17 protein-coding genes and 1 pseudogene are annotated in these 16,355 nt (G+C 59.3%); 14 read left to right on the plus strand and 4 right to left on the minus strand.

What is annotated here, in order from left to right:
- Positions 1–19: 19 nt before the first annotated feature.
- Positions 20–856, minus strand: coding sequence for an AraC family ligand binding domain-containing protein (locus OMP38_RS36695; RefSeq protein WP_477100086.1), 837 nt, complete (start codon positions 854–856; stop codon positions 20–22).
- 19 nt (positions 857–875) lie between these two features.
- Positions 876–1,601 (minus strand): 3-ketoacyl-ACP reductase, encoded by a 726-nt coding sequence (locus OMP38_RS27820; protein ID WP_277567981.1) that lies wholly within the window; start codon positions 1,599–1,601, stop codon positions 876–878.
- 176 nt (positions 1,602–1,777) lie between these two features.
- Between OMP38_RS27820 and OMP38_RS27825 the strand changes: the two genes are divergently transcribed.
- The 10 genes and pseudogenes from OMP38_RS27825 to OMP38_RS27875 all read left to right on the plus strand — a co-directional run bounded on the left by OMP38_RS27825 (position 1,778) and on the right by OMP38_RS27875 (position 10,262).
- On the plus strand, positions 1,778–3,274 hold the full coding sequence (locus tag OMP38_RS27825) for a spore germination protein (RefSeq protein ID WP_477100087.1): 1,497 nt from the start codon (positions 1,778–1,780) through the stop codon (positions 3,272–3,274).
- The gene (locus tag OMP38_RS27835) at positions 3,271–4,287 is read left to right on the plus strand and encodes a Ger(x)C family spore germination protein (RefSeq protein WP_277567982.1); all 1,017 of its coding nucleotides are present in this window, start codon (positions 3,271–3,273) and stop codon (positions 4,285–4,287) included. Before OMP38_RS27825 ends, OMP38_RS27835 begins: the two co-directional genes overlap by 4 nt.
- On the plus strand, positions 4,244–4,465 hold the full coding sequence (locus tag OMP38_RS27840) for a Ger(x)C family spore germination C-terminal domain-containing protein (protein WP_277567983.1): 222 nt from the start codon (positions 4,244–4,246) through the stop codon (positions 4,463–4,465). The genes OMP38_RS27835 and OMP38_RS27840 overlap by 44 nt, the downstream gene beginning before the upstream one ends.
- A 36-nt stretch (positions 4,466–4,501) precedes the next feature.
- On the plus strand, positions 4,502–4,711 hold the full coding sequence (locus tag OMP38_RS27845; protein ID WP_277567984.1) for a hypothetical protein: 210 nt from the start codon (positions 4,502–4,504) through the stop codon (positions 4,709–4,711).
- A gap of 35 nt (positions 4,712–4,746) precedes the next feature.
- Positions 4,747–5,382, plus strand: a pseudogene (locus tag OMP38_RS36295) (GerAB/ArcD/ProY family transporter); the annotation flags it as partial.
- Between the two features lie 88 nt (positions 5,383–5,470).
- Complete coding sequence (locus OMP38_RS27860) at positions 5,471–5,815, plus strand: GerAB/ArcD/ProY family transporter (RefSeq protein WP_277567987.1); 345 nt, start codon at positions 5,471–5,473, stop codon at positions 5,813–5,815.
- A gap of 51 nt (positions 5,816–5,866) precedes the next feature.
- Positions 5,867–9,073, plus strand: a complete 3,207-nt coding sequence (locus OMP38_RS27865; RefSeq protein ID WP_277567988.1) for an ATP-binding protein — start codon at positions 5,867–5,869, stop codon at positions 9,071–9,073.
- A 266-nt stretch (positions 9,074–9,339) separates the two neighbouring features.
- Positions 9,340–9,744 carry an ankyrin repeat domain-containing protein gene (locus OMP38_RS27870; RefSeq protein WP_277567989.1) on the plus strand — a complete coding sequence of 135 codons (405 nt, stop codon included), beginning with the start codon at positions 9,340–9,342 and terminating at the stop codon, positions 9,742–9,744.
- Positions 9,722–9,892 carry an ankyrin repeat domain-containing protein gene (locus OMP38_RS36300; protein ID WP_420869775.1) on the plus strand — a complete coding sequence of 57 codons (171 nt, stop codon included), beginning with the start codon at positions 9,722–9,724 and terminating at the stop codon, positions 9,890–9,892. Before OMP38_RS27870 ends, OMP38_RS36300 begins: the two co-directional genes overlap by 23 nt.
- Positions 9,893–9,905: 13 nt before the next feature.
- A complete protein-coding gene (locus tag OMP38_RS27875) occupies positions 9,906–10,262 on the plus strand; it encodes a hypothetical protein (protein ID WP_277567990.1) in 357 nt (118 codons plus the stop codon).
- 113 nt (positions 10,263–10,375) lie between these two features.
- Here the strand turns inward: OMP38_RS27875 and OMP38_RS27880 are convergent, their stop codons facing one another.
- Positions 10,376–11,230, minus strand: coding sequence for an SDR family NAD(P)-dependent oxidoreductase (locus OMP38_RS27880; RefSeq protein ID WP_277567991.1), 855 nt, complete (start codon positions 11,228–11,230; stop codon positions 10,376–10,378).
- Between the two features lie 186 nt (positions 11,231–11,416).
- On the opposite strand from OMP38_RS27880, the gene OMP38_RS27885 reads away from it, so the two are divergent.
- Complete coding sequence (locus OMP38_RS27885; protein ID WP_277567992.1) at positions 11,417–11,884, plus strand: MerR family transcriptional regulator; 468 nt, start codon at positions 11,417–11,419, stop codon at positions 11,882–11,884.
- A 25-nt stretch (positions 11,885–11,909) separates the two neighbouring features.
- Here the strand turns inward: OMP38_RS27885 and OMP38_RS36700 are convergent, their stop codons facing one another.
- Positions 11,910–13,325 (minus strand): phosphotransferase enzyme family protein, encoded by a 1,416-nt coding sequence (locus tag OMP38_RS36700; protein WP_277567993.1) that lies wholly within the window; start codon positions 13,323–13,325, stop codon positions 11,910–11,912.
- A 194-nt stretch (positions 13,326–13,519) separates the two neighbouring features.
- Here OMP38_RS36700 and OMP38_RS27895 point away from each other — a divergent pair, with 194 nt between their 5' ends.
- From OMP38_RS27895 to OMP38_RS27905, 3 genes are all read left to right on the plus strand, one after another.
- Positions 13,520–14,287 (plus strand): class I SAM-dependent methyltransferase, encoded by a 768-nt coding sequence (locus OMP38_RS27895; protein WP_277567994.1) that lies wholly within the window; start codon positions 13,520–13,522, stop codon positions 14,285–14,287.
- A gap of 5 nt (positions 14,288–14,292) precedes the next feature.
- Positions 14,293–14,670, plus strand: a complete 378-nt coding sequence (locus OMP38_RS27900) for a YciI family protein (RefSeq protein WP_277567995.1) — start codon at positions 14,293–14,295, stop codon at positions 14,668–14,670.
- Between the two features lie 191 nt (positions 14,671–14,861).
- Positions 14,862–15,569: a tyrosine-protein phosphatase gene (locus OMP38_RS27905; RefSeq protein WP_277567996.1), complete on the plus strand. Its 708-nt coding sequence runs from the start codon at positions 14,862–14,864 to the stop codon at positions 15,567–15,569.
- Positions 15,570–16,355 lie beyond the last annotated feature (786 nt).

Raw genomic sequence — 16,355 nt, forward strand, 5'->3', positions numbered from 1 at the left:
TGGCATAATGTCTGTTCTTCTAGGCTAGCAATATTGTTTGGGCGGTACGCCCTTCAGCTTTTTGAACATTTTCGAAAATAGGAGCGCATCCCGGTATCCGACCGAACGCGCTACTTCCCCGACCGTGTACTGCCCTTTTCTGAGCAGCTCTCCGGCCCGATCCATCCGATAGTGAAGCAAATATTGCTGCGGGGGGCAGCCCGGTGGCCTCTTTAAAGATGACCGACAAATACTTGCGGTCCAGCCCGAGCGTCGACGCCAGCTGCTCGACCGTGATCGGTTCGCTGAAGTGGCAGTGAAGAAAGTCCAGGCTCCGGTGAACGTAAGCGTCCTGCTTGCGTGCAGGCAGACCGTCGCCGGCACTTCCGCCGGCGGATGCCGGCATCTGCTCGACCAATGCCGTGAGCACCTCGATCAGCAGCGAAGTCAGCCGCAGATCGCGGTTGACCGACCGGCCTTCCGCTTCCCGCAGCAGCTCGTACAAATTCGGCATCAATCGCATATCCATCGGAAATACGGGCGCTTCCGGCGTCAGCCGCGTTCGTGCCAGCACGTCCGCCACCCGATCGCCGCGAAATCCGATCCACGAGTAGGTCCATGGTTCCGTCGTATCCGCCTGGTAAAAGATGACCTTGTCCGGATAGGCGAGGAAGGCTTGTCCCGCGGACAGCCTGTACGTACGGCCGCCGGCCTGCACGATGCCCGTTCCCCGATGCACGAAGTGGATCTTGTAATGATCGCGCACGCCGGGGCCGAAGGCATGGCCGGGGAAGCAATCCTCTTTGCCGAAGTGGGAGACGTAAAAATCCGGATTGTCCCGGAACGGACGGTCGGGGTTGTCGTGAAGTGCTTTCATCGGCGGACGCTTCCCTTTTTCAATACGGATTGGTATTCAGCATGCTCGCCGTCTTGATGTACATGCGCTGAGGCAGCTTCAGCTGGGCGACGATGAATTCGGCGATGTCCTCCGGATGCATATACTGCTCGTCCTTGCCTTCCGGGATCAACGACGAGCTCTTGGCCAGATCGGTCGCGATCGTGCTCGGCGTCAGGGCGGTGACCCGGATATTGTTGCGGCGGACTTCCTGCGCCAGCGACTCCGTCAGGCCGATGACGCCGAACTTCGAAGCGCTGTAAGCGCTGGAGCCGGGCGCGCCGTTCAGGCCGTTCGTCGAAGAGATGTTGATGATGTCTCCGCCGTTTTTGGCGATGAGCTGCGGGAGGACGGTGCGCGTCACGTAGTAGGTGCCCAGCAGGTTCACGTCGATGATTTTTTTCCAATGCTCGGGATCCATCTCGACCAATTTCTCGAACGTGCCGATCCCGGCGTTGTTAATCAGAATATCGGCGGCACCGATCTCCCGGACAATCTTTTCGACGGCCTGTTCGACCTGCGCCAGGGAAGACACGTCCGCTGCCGCGTAAGCGACCTTAACGCCTAGCGCTTGAATGTCGCGCGCCGCTTCGAGCAGGTCACTCTCCGTTCGGGCGATGAGTCCGACATGAACGCCCTCTCTGGCCAGTTCGAGCGCGACGGCTTTGCCGATCCCTTTCCCGGCACCGGTCACGATTGCTGCTTTTCCTTTAATGGTTTGCGCCACGTTAGACACTCCTTCATTTTGCGATTGGAAAACCTGATACCGCAATTATATCGAATTACTTCGATCATCCCAAATGAATGCACGAACCCGCTTGCCGGAAGGTCGCGGGCTGCATAAAATTGGCACCGCGTTGGAAAACCTTACAACATCCGACTCACTGCACGGAGGGGGTACGTATGGCTGCCGAACGTTTGTCCAAATCGCTGTCCGCCAATCTGGATCGGCTGCGGCGCGTCTACAAGCAGTGCGACGACCTGGAAATGAAGGACTGGCGTTACGGGCCGGACCTGAAGCACAGGGCGGCCTCCGTTCACTTCAAGACATTAGCCGACAGCGGCACGAACTATATGAAAAGCGCCCTGCAGGATCTGTCCAATCATGTGATCGGCCCCGGGCTCGACGTCACGCCGGCGCTCATCCGCGCGTTTTTCGGCGCGCGCGGCGTGTCCGCGGAGAGCGCGAGCCTGGAGAGCGAGTGGGCGGCCGCGGACCGGTTCATGCTGCAAGGCTATTCGATCTTGCTCATCGACGGCTGGGACCAGGCGCTCTGCTTCGAGTCGAAGCGGCTCGAGACGCGTCCGGTCGCGGAGCCGGAGACCGAACCGGTCGTTCAGGGGCCGCGCGAGGGCACGGTCGAAAATCTTCAGAAAAACGTCGGCATGATCCGCATGCGGCTGCAGACGCCGGCATTGAAGTTTCAGTTTTTCAGAGCCGGCGGGCATTCCAATACGATGATCGGCTACGGGTATCTGGACGGCGTCGTCGATCCCGCCCTGCTGGCCGAATTCGAGCGGCGGCTGCAGCGCTGCAAGGGAAAGGGCGACATCATCGACACCTCCTTCATCGAAGAGTTGATCGAGGACAGCCCTTTGTCTCCGTTTCCCCAGTTCCGCTATACGGAGCGGACCGACGTGGCCGCGGCTTCGATGCTGGGCGGCAAGATCGTCCTGCTGGTCGAGGGCTCCGGCTCGATCATGATCTGTCCGGGCCTGTTCTTCGATCTGCTGCAGTCGAGCGAAGACTATTATCAAAGGATACTCGTATCGAATTTTATCCGCTGGCTTCGCTTCATCGCCCTCTTAATCGCCGTCTCGCTGCCCAGTCTGTATATCGCGACCTCGACGTTCCATACCGAGCTGATCCCGACCGTCCTGCTGCTCGCGATCGTCGACTCGCGCGAGGGCATTCCCTTCGGCGCATTCGTCGAAGCCGTCATCATGGTTTTTTTCTTCGAGCTGCTGAAGGAGGCGGGCATCCGCCTGCCGCGGAACGTAGGTTCGGCGGTGAGCATCGTCGGCGCGCTGGTCATCGGGGGAAGCGGCGATCAACGCAGGGATCGCGTCGCCGATCATGATCGTCGTCGTCGCGCTGACGGGCATCGCGTCCTTTGCGCTGCCGCAGTACAACTTGTCCATCGCCCTGCGGCTGATCCAATTTCCGCTGATGGCGCTCGCGTCGATGCTCGGTGGCTTCGGCATTTTGCTCGGCTACCTGTTCATCTGGCTCCATCTGGTCACCCTTACCTCGCTCGGGGTGCCATATCTGACGCCAATCGCGCCTTGGAAGGCGGATCAGTTCCGCGATACGTTGATTCGCACCAAGCTCCCCGCGCTGATCCGGCGGCCGAGGCCGCCCCGTTCTACCTAATCCACCGCTGCGGAGGTGCCGCATGATACGCCGATACGCGACCATTGGAAGGCTCGTCCTCCTGACGACGCTGCTCGGTCCGCTGCTGGCCGGCTGCGGGGACCGGGCGGAGATCCCGCAGCGGGGCTTCGTGATGGGGCTTGCGCTGGACGAGGCCCCGGAAGGAGGGATCGGGCTGACCGTGCAGATTTTCAAGCCCTCGCAGAACATCGTCGGGCGCGGCAAGCCGGAAAAAGCCTACATCAATATCAAGACCGACGACGAGTCGGTGATCGAAGCCGTCAGGGATATTACGATCCATCTCGGGCGAAAAGCCCAGTGGAGCCATATGCGGATCATCTTGGTAAGCGATGCGCTCGCGCGCAAGTATTCGCTCTTGCGCCTGCTCGACTTTCTGTACCGGGATCACGAGCCCAGACTGACCACCCACCTGCTCGTGACCAAGGGAGAAGCCTCGCATTATATGGACACGGCGCCGTACATCGAAAATTCGGTCAGCCAGCAATATTTTTTAAGCGAGAAATCCTCGGATTCGATGACGGGCAAGTCGGTATCCGCCAATCTGCTGCAGCTCGCGCTTGAGTCCCGCAGTCCGTCGGCGGTCGCGAAGCTGCCTTACTTGTATGAGCGGGATTCGCTGGGCGAATCGGCTCCCACGGTAGCCGGCGCGGCGATCCTCGTCGACGGCCGGTTGAAAGAGGTCGTCCCGGCCAAGCTGCTCGAAGGCGTTCAACTGCTGGACAACGGCTACAAAAACGGGATCGTCGAAGTGCCGTGCTCTGCGGCTCCGGCCGCCGAGCGAGTCCAGCAGGAGGATTCGGTAGAGGTGCTGTCGACCAAGACCGCGATGCGGGTGCGCCCGGCGGGAGACCATGTGCATCTGGTTTTTCGGGTAAAGGCCATCACCGCGCTCTCCGAGCTCGTCTGCGGACAGACGCTCAAGCCTAAGGGGGGAGCGGGCGCTGGAGCTGCGGATTCAGAAGGCGATAGAGCAGATGATGAGCGACAGCATGGACTGGCTGCTGCAAAAGCAGCTTGACGTCGTCGGGGCGGGGAACCGGCTGTTCGAGCGGCATACAGGGCTGTGGCGGCAGTGGAAGACGGACTGGCCGCGGCAGTTCGCGCGTTCGACCTACGAGGTCCACGCGGACGTCACCATCTTCACTTCGGGCACGAATGTCGGCAAGCCGGTCGACGAGCGATCGGGTGATTCTTAATGCGCGCCTTGCTGGTTTTCGCGCTGATCGCCTTTTTTGGTCCATGACTGGACCGCCGGACAGCTGCGCAGCGCTCGATGGCGGACCAAGGCCGCTTACGCGCTGCTGCTGCTGGCCAGCGGCTATCATTTCCTGATCGTTCTGGGGGCGATCTCCGCGCCATCCTATTACGACGTTTTCACGTGGATTTACGGCGGACTCGCGGAGCGGATCGTCGACTATCTGAGTCCGAAAGGAGGGGCCTAGCCTTGAAAAACGCGATTACGCCCAAGCAGGCGGCCATGCTGCTGTTCGTTTTTTTGACGGGCTCCTCCATCATTAACATTCCGGCGCCCCTCATCGCCATCAGCGACAACGAATCCTGGATCTGCCTGCTCGCGGCCGCCGGGCTCGGGTTGCTCCTCCTGATCCCGCTCGTCGGTCTCGCCCGCAGATTTCCCGATATGGATTACATCGAGTACGGGGCCAAGCTGGTGACGCGGCCGGTCGCCGTCGTGTTCGGCATTTTGCTCCTGATCCTTCATGTACACACGGTCGCCGGCATTATTATGGATATCTCGATGTTTCTCAAAAGCTCGATGATGCGCAATACGCCTTACGGCTACTTTACCGTCCTGACCTCGCTCGCCGTGGCGCTGACGGCCCGGGTCGGCATCGGCCGGTTTGCGGGGATGTTCGGCTTGCTGATGACGTCCGTCATGCTGTTCGTCGTCTTCAATATCTCGTTGGCCTCTCCGGGCTTTCACACGGCCTATATGCTCCCGCAACTCGAAGATGGATGGAAGCCGATCTGGCACGGCATTTATTTTATTTACGGCTTCCCGTACGGGGAATTGGTCATGTTCTGCATGATATTGCCGCTCATCCGCGCCAGGACCCGGGACAAGGACACTACCGGGAGGAAATTGGCGCTGGCCGTCGCGCTGAACGCGGCTTCGCTGCTCGCGGTCACGACGGCAACGGTGCTCGTCTTCGGCCCGCTCTCGGGGGGAGCGGAAATACTCGATGTTCGAGGTGGCCCGGACGGTCAATATCACCGAAATTTTAGAACGCATGGAGGCGCTGATGGGCTACTCCATGATCGTCGCTTCCTTCATGAAGGCGACCATCGTGCTCTTCTCGGCGAATCTGACGCTGAACAGCCTGCTCAAGCTGCCCCGGGACAATCGCCAGCTCTTGTTCCCGCTAGCTTATTTAACGGCGCTCATCTCGCTCGCCGTCGGCCTCCGAGGCGAAGCGAAATGGAATTTTATCGTGTCGAGCATCCACCCCCTATGGGTCGTCAGCTGCGGCACGATGCCGCTGCTCGTCTTGTACGCGGTATCGTTGATCCGAAAGCGGGCGGCTTAACGTCGCGTGGCGGCGAAGGAATTGAGCCGCTTTTGTCGAACCCGTATCCCTATGATGAAAAAGAGAAGAATTCTAGCCGTCGTCGGGCTGTTCCTGATCGTACTGACGGGGATTCGCCTGACTTGGGTCGGCATACAGACGAATTACGCGAGAGCGGAGGTCCAGAACGGCCTGCTAGACTTAAGCGATTGGGATCCGGCGTCCAAACCTTTATTTTCGCTTTCCGGGCAATGGACGTTCTACCCTTCGCAGCTGAAGACGCCCGATTCGGACGGCACGCTCGAACAGCAAGCCGGCGCCGCCCGAACGCTGAAGGTCCCCGGCAATTGGAAGGGGGCGCTCGGGCCGTCGGGCGACGGCTCGGTCGGATACGGAACCTATCGGCTGCGCATCTTGCTCCCGCCCGGCGGCCTGCAGGGGCAGGAGCTGACTCTCCGCGTCCCGGGGATCTCCTCGTCGTCGGCGCTGTACGCGAACGGACGCTTGCGGGGCGGTGCCGGCCATCCGGCGGACCGCGCTTCCGAATATACCGCGGGCAGCGTGCCGTATTCCGTCGCGTTGACCGCCGATCGCGACGTGCTGGATCTCGTGCTCCAAGTCGCGAATTACGACGATCGCGTCGCGGGCGGCTTGACGGCGTCCATCCAGCTCGGGACGGCTCGGGCGATGAGCCGCGCCAGCTGGGTCACCGCCGGCTCTGAAGCGGCGCTTGTCCTGCTGATGGCGATGCATGTCCTGTACGCGATCGCCCTCTACTTCATCGGCGCCCGGCAGCGGCCGCTCCTGCTCTTCTCCCTGCTCGGGATCTGCGGCGCGTTATCGATCCTTTGCAACAAGGACCGCCTGCTGTCCGCCTGGTTCGGAGTCGGCTTCGAGACGTTCTATAAAGCTTTCTACTTATGCTATCTGGGCGCGGCGGCGCTGCTGCTGCAATATCTGAAAAGTCTGCTGCCCGAGTTCGCGATCCTTCGCCATGCGCGCTGGCACCTCGCCGCGTGCGTCCTCTTCGGCCTATTCGTGCTGGCTTCTCCGGTCAAAGTGTTCACCTTTGCCCTTGCCGACGGACTCCATACGGCTCTACTGCTGGCATCGTTCGTTACCGCCCCGATCGTCATCTATCTTGCGGTTCGCAGAGGCGCTCCCGACGCCATCTATTTGCTGCTAGGCGTGGTCGCCGTCGCTTGGAATCTGCTCTGGGGAATTTTCGGCTACGCGTCCTCGCTGGATATCGGCTATTATCCGTTCGATATGCTCGCGTTCTTTATTATGTTCGCGCTCTATTGGTTCAAGCGGTATTTCCGCAATGCCGCGGAGACCGTCCGGTTGGCGGAGCGTCTCCAGGCGACCGACAAGCGCAAGGACGAGTTCCTCGTCCATACTTCGCACGAGCTTCGCAATCCGCTTCACGGCATGCTGAACATGGCCCAGGCCGTACTTGACAGCGGCGAGCGCGCCGGCGAAGCGGCCAATCGGGACCGGCTGGCGCTGCTCGTCGCGATGGGCAAGCGGATGTCCTTTCTGCTGCGCGACCTCATCGACCTGAACCGGCTGCGGGAGAATCGCCTGTCGGTGAACCCCGCACCGCTCCGGCTGCAGACCGAAGCCGCGGGCGTGCTGGACATGGTCCGGTTCATGGCGGCCGGCAAGCCGGTTCGGCTTGAGAACCGGGTGCCGGATTCGCTGCCGGCCGTGCTGGCGGACGAGAATCGGCTGGTGCAGATCCTGTTCAACCTGCTGCACAATGCGGTCAAATTCACGAACGAGGGTCGCGTCTGGATCGACGCGTTCGTCGAAGGGGATCGGGTCGTCGTTTGCGTCGGGGATACCGGAATCGGGATGGATGCGGACACGGCGAAGCGCGCCTTTCAGCCTTACGAGCAAGGCGAGCTTCAACCGGATACGAACGCGGCGGGGTTCGGATTGGGGCTGGCGATCAGCAAGCGTCTGGCGGAGCTGCATGGCGGGCGCTTGACGGTCGCCTCGACGCCAGGCGTCGGCTCTGTCTTCCGGTTTACGCTGCCCGCGGCGGAGTCGGTCTCTTCGGATTCGGCCTACTCCGATCTGGCATCTTCGAGCCTTGTCCGACTTGATCCCGTCTCCTCGGCCGCGGCCGGCACGGACTCGGCGCATCGCGAAGTTGCCGCAGCCCGGCAGGTTCCGGAAACGCCGGAGCCCGCGGTCGCCGGGACGGCGGCGGACGCTCCGCCGGAAGCGCCCGCGCGCGGCGATCGTTCCCGCATCCTTGCCGTCGACGACGATCCGGTCAATCTGCGCGTGCTCGAGCACGTGCTCTCCGCCGATCTGTACGAGATCCGCGCGACGACCAGCGGCGCCGAAGCGCTGTCTCTATTGAATTCAGGACCTTGGGATCTGCTGATCGCGGACGTCATGATGCCGGACATCTCCGGGTACGAAGTCGCCCGCACCGCCCGGACGTTTTTCTCCCCCTCCGAGCTGCCGATCCTGCTGCTCACGGCTCGCTACCGGGCGGAGGACATCGAAGCGGGCTTCGCGGCGCAGGCCAACGATTACATCGTCAAGCCCGTCGACGCGCAGGAGCTGCGGATGCGGGTAAAGGCGCTGACGGACGTCGCCTGGGCGGCGCGCGAACAGAAACGGCTGGAGGCGGCATGGCTGCAGGCGCAGATTCAGCCCCATTTCCTGTTCAATACGCTTAATTCGATCGCCGCGCTGGCCGATGTCGATAACGCCCGCATGCGCGACCTGCTGTCGGCGTTCGGCGACTATCTGCGGGCCAGCTTCGACACCGCCAACTCGGACCGGGTCGTGCCGCTCGGCAAAGAGTTGGACCTGGTGCGGGCCTATCTATATATCGAAAAGGAACGCTTCGGCGACCGGATTGCCGTCATCTGGGAGGCGGAAGACCATCTCCAATTGCCCGTCCCGCCGCTGTCCATCCAGCCTTTGGTGGAGAACGCCGTTCGGCACGGGGTGCTGAGGCGCCCCGAGGGCGGTACCGTGCGGATTCGAATCCAGGAAATCGGAGACGGGATCCAAATATCGATCGAAGACGACGGGGTGGGCATGGCGCCCGATCGGCTGCCGCAGGCGCAGCTGCGCGGCGGACTTCCCGTCGGGTCCGAGGGACGTCCTGCGGGCATCGGCCTCGCCAATACCGATCGCCGGCTGAAGCAGCTTTACGGCAAGGGGCTGCTCGTTCGCGGCCGTCCCGGCGGCGGGACGATCGTCTCCTTCGTCGTTCCCATACCGGCGGCAAAACGCCGGCTCCCAACGTAGCAGACGACGTTTTGAACCGTGGAGCCAGCCGGCGCCTTGACGGGGGGGGGGGGATCGCTATTCGGGCGTGCATCGCTCCAATCCCGCGAAAATAAGACGATGGCGCATCGTTATTTCGCCGCGCACTGCACAAAGGGGCCGTCTAGAATCGGGATATCATGAGGAGGTTCAAGCGTTGGTACATCTTGACGAAGACTTGATGCAAGCCATTAAAAGCGTCGATCGCGATAAGGTAAAGTCCATCGTCGAGTCGGGCATTGACTTGAATGCGCCAAGCCCCGGGGGGAAGCTACCTGGATTGGGCTTGGGGCGGGTACCGCGAGTGGGATTTTGAGATCGTCAAGCTGCTTATCGCATACGGTGCGGACCTGAACGACAAGGCCTATCCTTCGATTGTGTCTGCTGCGGGACAGGGCCGAATTCACGAGGTTCAATATGTATTGGATCGCGGGGCACAGATCAATGCGGTGACCCATGTCGGAACCACGGCGCTGTGGCAAGCAGCTTATGCAGGGGACGTGAAGATGGGCGCATTTCTCATCCGAAACGGCATGGATCTGTCCAGCCATGGCGGCAAGGCTCTGGGGGTGGCGGCCTTTAACGGACATCTCTCCTTCGTAAAGCTGCTGGTGGAGGAGGGGGGTCGATATCAACTATCAATCCTTCGCTAGACATCCGGATGACTCCAATACGCCGCTGCATGCTGCAGCATGCGCCGACCATATCGAGGTCGTTCGATATTTGCTCGAGCGCGGGGCGGACGTCCGATTAAAAAAACCACTACGGCGACAGACCCTATCACGTAGCAAGATTCAATAAGCGTCACGAGATTATGGAGCTGATTGCCGGGTACGAACCCAAGGAACTTCACGATCTTGACAATCGGATCGCAGAACTGAAGAAGGCCAAGCTGCCGACCGCCATCATTAAAGATCTGGCTGAAACGAGAATACGCATCGAACTCCCCGACTCCAAATACTTTGCCTACGTAGCGTTCTGCTCTCTGTTCGAGATTACCGAATTTCAAGCGGATAGTATCAAACTGATCAATCTGCTGGCGGATGCAGATGCGTACGGCGCCTCGGGAATGCTGGTGTGGATTCCGTCTCAGAAAAGTCTGGGCAGCTACGATACCGAGCATGAGAGCCTGACGATTTTCCGCGGCATAACCTGGAAAAAGTTTTTTTAAGACGCCGGGCGTGTTCCTGGATCGCCTGCTTGACGGGGAATATGAGGCGGAATCGGCAGGTTAAGCTGCGGAAAAAGGATGGAGCAGCGACCGGCGCCGCCCCGTCCGTACAATTATCTCCGAGCGGGAAACTCCCGTTCGTAAATCGCATGCATTCGATCCAGCACGCTCCGTGCCTGATCTTGATGCTTTAATTCCGTTATGCGGCCCTTTTGCAGATAGATGCCGGTCTTCGTACGGTGCTCCCCAAGGGCGCCCTCGTACAATCGGTCGGCGCCTTGCGTGGGCGGGGAGAAGAACAGCTTCATCAATGCTTTCACGACGACAGGCAATCCGGATCTTTTGCCTTTTCGGAGCGTATTGTTGCCGCCGGGATCGACGCTGCGAATCCGAATGCCGTCCTTCAGCAGCTGCGGGGCGGCCGCTTGCGTCCACAGCGAGAGCGCCAGCTTGGAGGCGGCGTACGGACCGAGCAGCTTGCGGAAGGTTTTTGGACGTTCAAGCATTTCGATACTCAATGCTTTTGTGTACTTGAGCGCCGAAGACGAGGTGTTGATCACCGTTTTGAGGCGGCCGTTCTTCAGGCTCTCCATGAGCTCCATCAAGATGATATAGGGGGCGACAGTCATCAATTCGTAATGCTTCTCGCGCCCCTGCGCCGAGTAGCTAAGCTCGGGAAAAGACCCGCCGGCGTTGTTGAACAACACATCGAGTCGCCGTTCCTTAACTTTGATCTCCTCCAGAACCCGCCGCAGGCCGGCAAAATCGGCGAGGTCCGACGTTTGATAAGTCCGGAGCCAGCCGTTCCGGACGGCCTCCCGGATGTCGGGATCATCGTCGGGCAAGCCGGAGCGGATGACAGCCGCTACCTGCCACTGCGACGCCAGCAATTTTTTCGTTAACGCCAGTCCGATCCCTGCATTAGCGCCCGTTACCAGAGCGATATTTTCCCGTTCGTTCGTGTTCATGCCTCGTACGCCTCCTTCGAATGCCGGGGCCGGCGTTCACCCCCGTAGCGCACATTCTAAAAGTTGGAGTCGGCTCCAAGTCAAGAGCGCGGCAAACAAGTTCCGATCCTTCGTTCGACTCGCTTGACTTGGAGCCGGCTCCAAGATGTACAATGCAAACACAAGCAATCTCCGGGAGGGACCAAGATGAAGATCGCGCCCGCTTATACGATCAAGCAGACCGCGGATCAGACTGGCGTCACCGAGGATACGATTCGTTATTACGAGAAGATCGCGCTGCTGCCCCGGGCGGAGCGGAAGGACAACGGGCATCGCGTTTACAGAGAAGAGGATATCCGTACGATCCGGCTGCTCTCCTGCCTGAAAAAGACGGGGATGCCGCTGGAGGAGATGCGGCCGTTCCTGGCGGTGTCCGCCGATGCCGATCCTGCGGATTACCCCGAGCTGGTGGCGCAGCTGCGGCATCATCGGGAAAATATCGTCAGCCAGATCGCGTCGCTGCAGCAGGTCGTCGACTTTATCGACATGAAGCTGGACGAAGGGCGGTACCGCGGGGAATGCCCCGACGAGGAGCGGAGTGGGCAGAAAACAAGGCCCATCTCTCCAATGGAGATGAGCCATTTTTCCGTAGCGGGCAGGACGGGCAAGCCGTAACGCAAGCTTGTTGAAGGACGTCTCGTTAGTTGGCGATCGTCCATTCGCGCACGACTTCTCGATCGGTGCTGTTTACGACTTCAAAGCCTAGAGAAGCGTACAAGCGGGATGCGGTCTCGTTTTCGGGCCGGTGACCGAGTTTGATTTTATCGCTAGCGTAGTTATCTAACAATAACGAATAAGCGCCTCCATGCCTGAACGACCTACTCCTCGTTGTTGCATGTGACGATCGATCATATATGCCACGATCCAGCAGCTTTCGTCGTCCGGATCGACTGCGCAGATCGCTAATCCGGCCAATTGATCTCCCACGTACAATGCAAGGGGGGTTAAACCCGCAATAAGCCGACTCAGCGAGCCAGTATACGGCCGGCACGGGGAAAACTTTCTTTTGTTCGTCCGTCACTTCCAGCTGGGTGCAGGCGTACCAATTGTTCTGGTCGACAGGCCTGAGGCTCACCTGGGGGCGATAACCTTCGCGGATCCGGTCGCATACACCCAGCAGCTTCTCCTTCAGCGCTAGCGCCCACGCCGGTGAGCCGCCGCTCTCGAAACCCTCGACGCTGCTGAGCATCCGCGCGAATCTATACAGGTCCTCGAACCTTTGAAACAACGCAAACTGCCGCACTTCATATTCATCTAAAGGCTTCATCTTACGATAGCCGGTTAGAAAATGCGCGATTTTCTCATTCGCGTCGGCATCTTCTTGCTCGAGGAGATCGGATATCGCGGATGCGACATCCATCGCGTACCAATGGTACATCGAATCGTCAAAATCGATGGCAAAATATCGTGACGTCTCCGCTTCGAAGAAGACGTTGTCCATTTCGAAATCGTAATGTATCAAGCCTATATGCCCGGCGCCGGTAGGAAGCGCGGAGAGCTGCTCTCTTAATCGTTCGAGTTCGTGCCGTGCATCTGCTTCCCGTGGATGACGATCCAATACGGATGAAACGAACGTCAGCGCATCCAGCCAGCTTCCTCGCGATGTCGGGCCGGGCGCGTAAAGCTCGGATAATCGGTGCAAACTGCCGAGCGCCGCGCCCCAAGCCTCTGCCTGCCGATCGGTCATCTGATCCAGCGGCACGCAGCTTCCTCTAGCTTGCTCGAACACTACGCCATAGTAGCGGCCATCTTCGTCAACCTGAACGGTCTCGATCCAGTTTCCGTCGGCGGACCGGATCGGGGCCACGGTCGGATAGCCGTTCTCGATCAGATACAGCATAAAGTCGAGTTCCGATTGAATATGGCTGATCGCGTTGTCCTCTTCATGAATAAAACGGAGGAACTGCCGAACGCCATCCCTCTCGAACGTAAAGACAAAATTGCTGCTCGCTCTCCAAAACTTCAATGTCTGCGAATCGTGTTCCCAACGCTGAATGAATTGCTTCGCGACGGTGTCATTCATCATGCCGCGTACCATTCGCTGTAAATTCATCATTTGCCGGATGGCCTCCCATTGCCTAATGAGAGGTCCGTTCGTTTAAAGACAACGACCTCTCATTGGCTTATTTGTATGGCGGTTCGTAATCAAACACCATCACTCCTTTGCGAGGAATTTACCTTCCTATCCATTTTCGGTTAAATTTAAGAAAGGTACAAGAGGGAGCCTCATCCGAATGGCGGGTATGCTTAATGAATGATACAGACTACAAAGCCTTCTACGACCGCGTCGGCCAAGCGAACGGCTGGGACTTCAGCAGGCTGAAGGTGCGGGTAGCGGGCGAGCAGGCCGACATCTACGAGGAAGCCAAACGGATGTGCCGGAAATCCGATCTGCTGCTGGACATCGGAACCGGGGGCGGCGAGGCTATTTTAGCCATACGCGACGCGGCGCTGCTGCTGGTGGGAATCGACCGTTCGCAGGGGATGATTCAGACGGCGAGGGCGAATCTGGCGAATGCCGGCGCCACGAACGTGCGCTTTGTTCATATGGAGGCCGAACAGCTCGGTTTTCCCGAGCAATTCTTCGATATCGCGACATGCAGACATGCCGGATTCAGCGCGCGCGAGGTGGCCAAAGTGCTGTCACGCGAAGGCTTGTTCATCACTCAGCAGGTTGCGGAAGGAGACAAGCTTAATCTGAAGCAAGCCTTCGGCCGAGGCCAGAGTGATGGGGAACCGGACGGGACCTTGCTGCGGAAATACAGGCTGGAGCTGGAGGCAGCGGGTTTCAGGGACATCCGGACGAAAGAATACGTCACGGTAGAGTACTACCAGACGCCCGAGGACCTGATTTTTCTTCTCAAGCATACGCCGATCATTCCGGGCTTCGGGCAAGAGCAGGGCGACTTCGAGGTTTTACGAGCGTTTATGGAAGAGAATCGGACCGATAAAGGAATCCGCACGAATGCGAAGCGATTTATGATAAGCGCGCGGAATGCTGCAGATCTAGGAGGGTGACGGATATGAAGTTTATGTGCATAGGGTATCTGGACGCGGCCAAGATGGATGCGCTCCCCAAGGATGAGGTTCATGCCATCATGCGTGAATGCAAGCCGCATCTGGAGACGTTTCACGGCAGCGGTCGGGTCGTGCTCGATGCCGGCCTAGACCAGGGGCCGATGCGCCTTCGACGGCGGAATGGCGAAGTGGAGGCGGCGGACGTTCCGGCGATCGATGCGCGGGGGACGCCAGGCAGCGTCTTTCTCATCGAAGCGCGGGATATGGAGGAAGCGATCCGGCTGGCTTCCTTGCATCCGACCGTTCAGGTGGAGGCGGGCGAACGGCTTGGATGGGAGATCGACATTTATCCGGTTCATTCTTTTAGAGGGAAAGAAGGATAGAGCGGGGCCAAGTGCGCTTTATATGGAACTCATATTTCGATGATAAAATGATACGAAAAGCAGGACGGCAAGCTGTTGTTGCCGTTGTCCGTTTAGCTTCAACCATGCCGGGCAGGTCTATGATTCGACATCTTCCTTGTCCCTCGCGGAGCCGTCTGCTAACATAGGAAAAACACAAGGGAGGTGCAGACATGATCGATATACACTGCCACATCTTGCATGGCGTGGATGACGGCGCGAAGGATCTGGACGAATCCGTGGCGATGGCGCGGATCGCCTATGAGGATGGCATACGGGATATCGTCGTGACGCCTCACTTCAACGGCTTGTACCTCACCGTGTCGGACGTCGTGCACCGCAAGCTGGAGGAGCTGGAGCGCGAGCTGGACAGGCAAGGGATCGATATCCGGCTGCATCCGGGCAACGAGGTTCAGCTGGTGAGCGCGGCGTTTTTCGACGAGCACACGAGGAATCGCTCTTACGCCCGGCTCGGCCGGAGGGGTACGCATCTGCTGTTCGAGCAGCGCTGGAGCGGCTACGACCCGGCGACGCCGGAGATCGTGCAGCGGCTGCTGGATGCGGGCGTGACGCCGGTAATGGCGCATCCGGAGCGGCATCCGTTCTTCAGGGACGACCCGGAGCTGCTGCCGCAGCTGATTGAGCTCGGTCTATGGACGCAGGTGTCGGCGGACAGTCTCGTCGGCAATTTCGGACCGGAGGCGCAGCGGTACGGGCGCGCGCTCATTGCGGCCGGACATGCGCACACGCTCGCGACCGACGCGCACAACGTGAACCGGAAGCCGAATCTCGGCGCGGGCATGGCCATCTTCGAGGAAGTGGCCGGCGCGCAGGCGAGAGCGGAGCTGGATGCGCGAATGCGCAGCATCCTGGCCGGCTGACGCGCAGCTTGGGATGCATCGCCGGGGCATACCGCCCCGGCGATTTCTTATTACACCCGCAGCAAGGCCTCCAGCTCCTCGCGCAGCGACTGCGAGATCGGACTCATCGGCAGCCGCAGCGTATCGGACGCGATGTTGCCCGCGTCAGCGTCTTGAGCATCGAGGTGTCGCCCGTGCTGTCTTTTATGCCGATGACGCCTTCCAGGCTGCGAAATGAGTCGTTGCAAAGTGACTTTGTGGCGATACTCTGCCAACTTCTGCAGTGGAATAGTTGCTGAAAGGCTGCTATTTTTGCCAATCTCCCAACCATAGAAGCGATAAGTGTTAAAAGGCAGTTAATTCGTGGGATGAAGGCGATATGAGATCATATGCAAGCAAATAACGGCCTTTTAACAACTATTCGGGGCAGGCGGCCGAGTACGAGTAGAATTAAATGCCTTTTGACAGCTATCGGGCGACTTTCGATCGAACGATCCAAGTTATCGATATTCTCTTTAGTTGCGATAAGCTGCGGTTGGTCGCCGGTCTATGGATGTATCGGATCCGGATTCGGAAAGTGAAATAACCGTCTTTTTCGAAGCCCGAACGCTGGGAATATATTGAAAGGGGCGGGACGGTAATCGCTGCCGAACCGCTCCTTTTGCTTGCCCGTACTACTTTCCGCTATCCCCGGCTACTCCTCCCGCGGCATTTGCATTTTTGTCGAAGTTGATATAATAAGCCCCAAGACAAAAAGCGACAACATTCATAAGTCGAAATTGATATAATCAGGCCCAAAGAAAACGC

Origin of the sequence: Cohnella ginsengisoli (assembly GCF_029525555.1) — a bacterium.
GTDB classification, from domain to species: domain Bacteria; phylum Bacillota; class Bacilli; order Paenibacillales; family Paenibacillaceae; genus Cohnella; species Cohnella ginsengisoli.

Coding starts and splice junctions, on each gene's coding strand:
- OMP38_RS27900 (WP_277567995.1), top strand. CDS start 14,293: ATGAAGTTTATGTGCATAGGGTATCTGGACGCGGCCAAGATGGATGCG.
- OMP38_RS27870 (WP_277567989.1), top strand. CDS start 9,340: ATGCGCCAAGCCCCGGGGGGAAGCTACCTGGATTGGGCTTGGGGCGGG.
- OMP38_RS27895 (WP_277567994.1), top strand. CDS start 13,520: ATGAATGATACAGACTACAAAGCCTTCTACGACCGCGTCGGCCAAGCG.
- OMP38_RS27825 (WP_477100087.1), top strand. CDS start 1,778: ATGGCTGCCGAACGTTTGTCCAAATCGCTGTCCGCCAATCTGGATCGG.
- OMP38_RS27875 (WP_277567990.1), top strand. CDS start 9,906: ATGGAGCTGATTGCCGGGTACGAACCCAAGGAACTTCACGATCTTGAC.
- OMP38_RS27865 (WP_277567988.1), top strand. CDS start 5,867: ATGATGAAAAAGAGAAGAATTCTAGCCGTCGTCGGGCTGTTCCTGATC.
- OMP38_RS27835 (WP_277567982.1), top strand. CDS start 3,271: ATGATACGCCGATACGCGACCATTGGAAGGCTCGTCCTCCTGACGACG.
- OMP38_RS36700 (WP_277567993.1), bottom strand. CDS start 13,325: ATGATGAATTTACAGCGAATGGTACGCGGCATGATGAATGACACCGTC.
- OMP38_RS27860 (WP_277567987.1), top strand. CDS start 5,471: ATGTTCGAGGTGGCCCGGACGGTCAATATCACCGAAATTTTAGAACGC.
- OMP38_RS27905 (WP_277567996.1), top strand. CDS start 14,862: ATGATCGATATACACTGCCACATCTTGCATGGCGTGGATGACGGCGCG.
- OMP38_RS27880 (WP_277567991.1), bottom strand. CDS start 11,230: ATGAACACGAACGAACGGGAAAATATCGCTCTGGTAACGGGCGCTAAT.
- OMP38_RS27840 (WP_277567983.1), top strand. CDS start 4,244: ATGATGAGCGACAGCATGGACTGGCTGCTGCAAAAGCAGCTTGACGTC.
- OMP38_RS27885 (WP_277567992.1), top strand. CDS start 11,417: ATGAAGATCGCGCCCGCTTATACGATCAAGCAGACCGCGGATCAGACT.
- OMP38_RS36695 (WP_477100086.1), bottom strand. CDS start 856: ATGAAAGCACTTCACGACAACCCCGACCGTCCGTTCCGGGACAATCCG.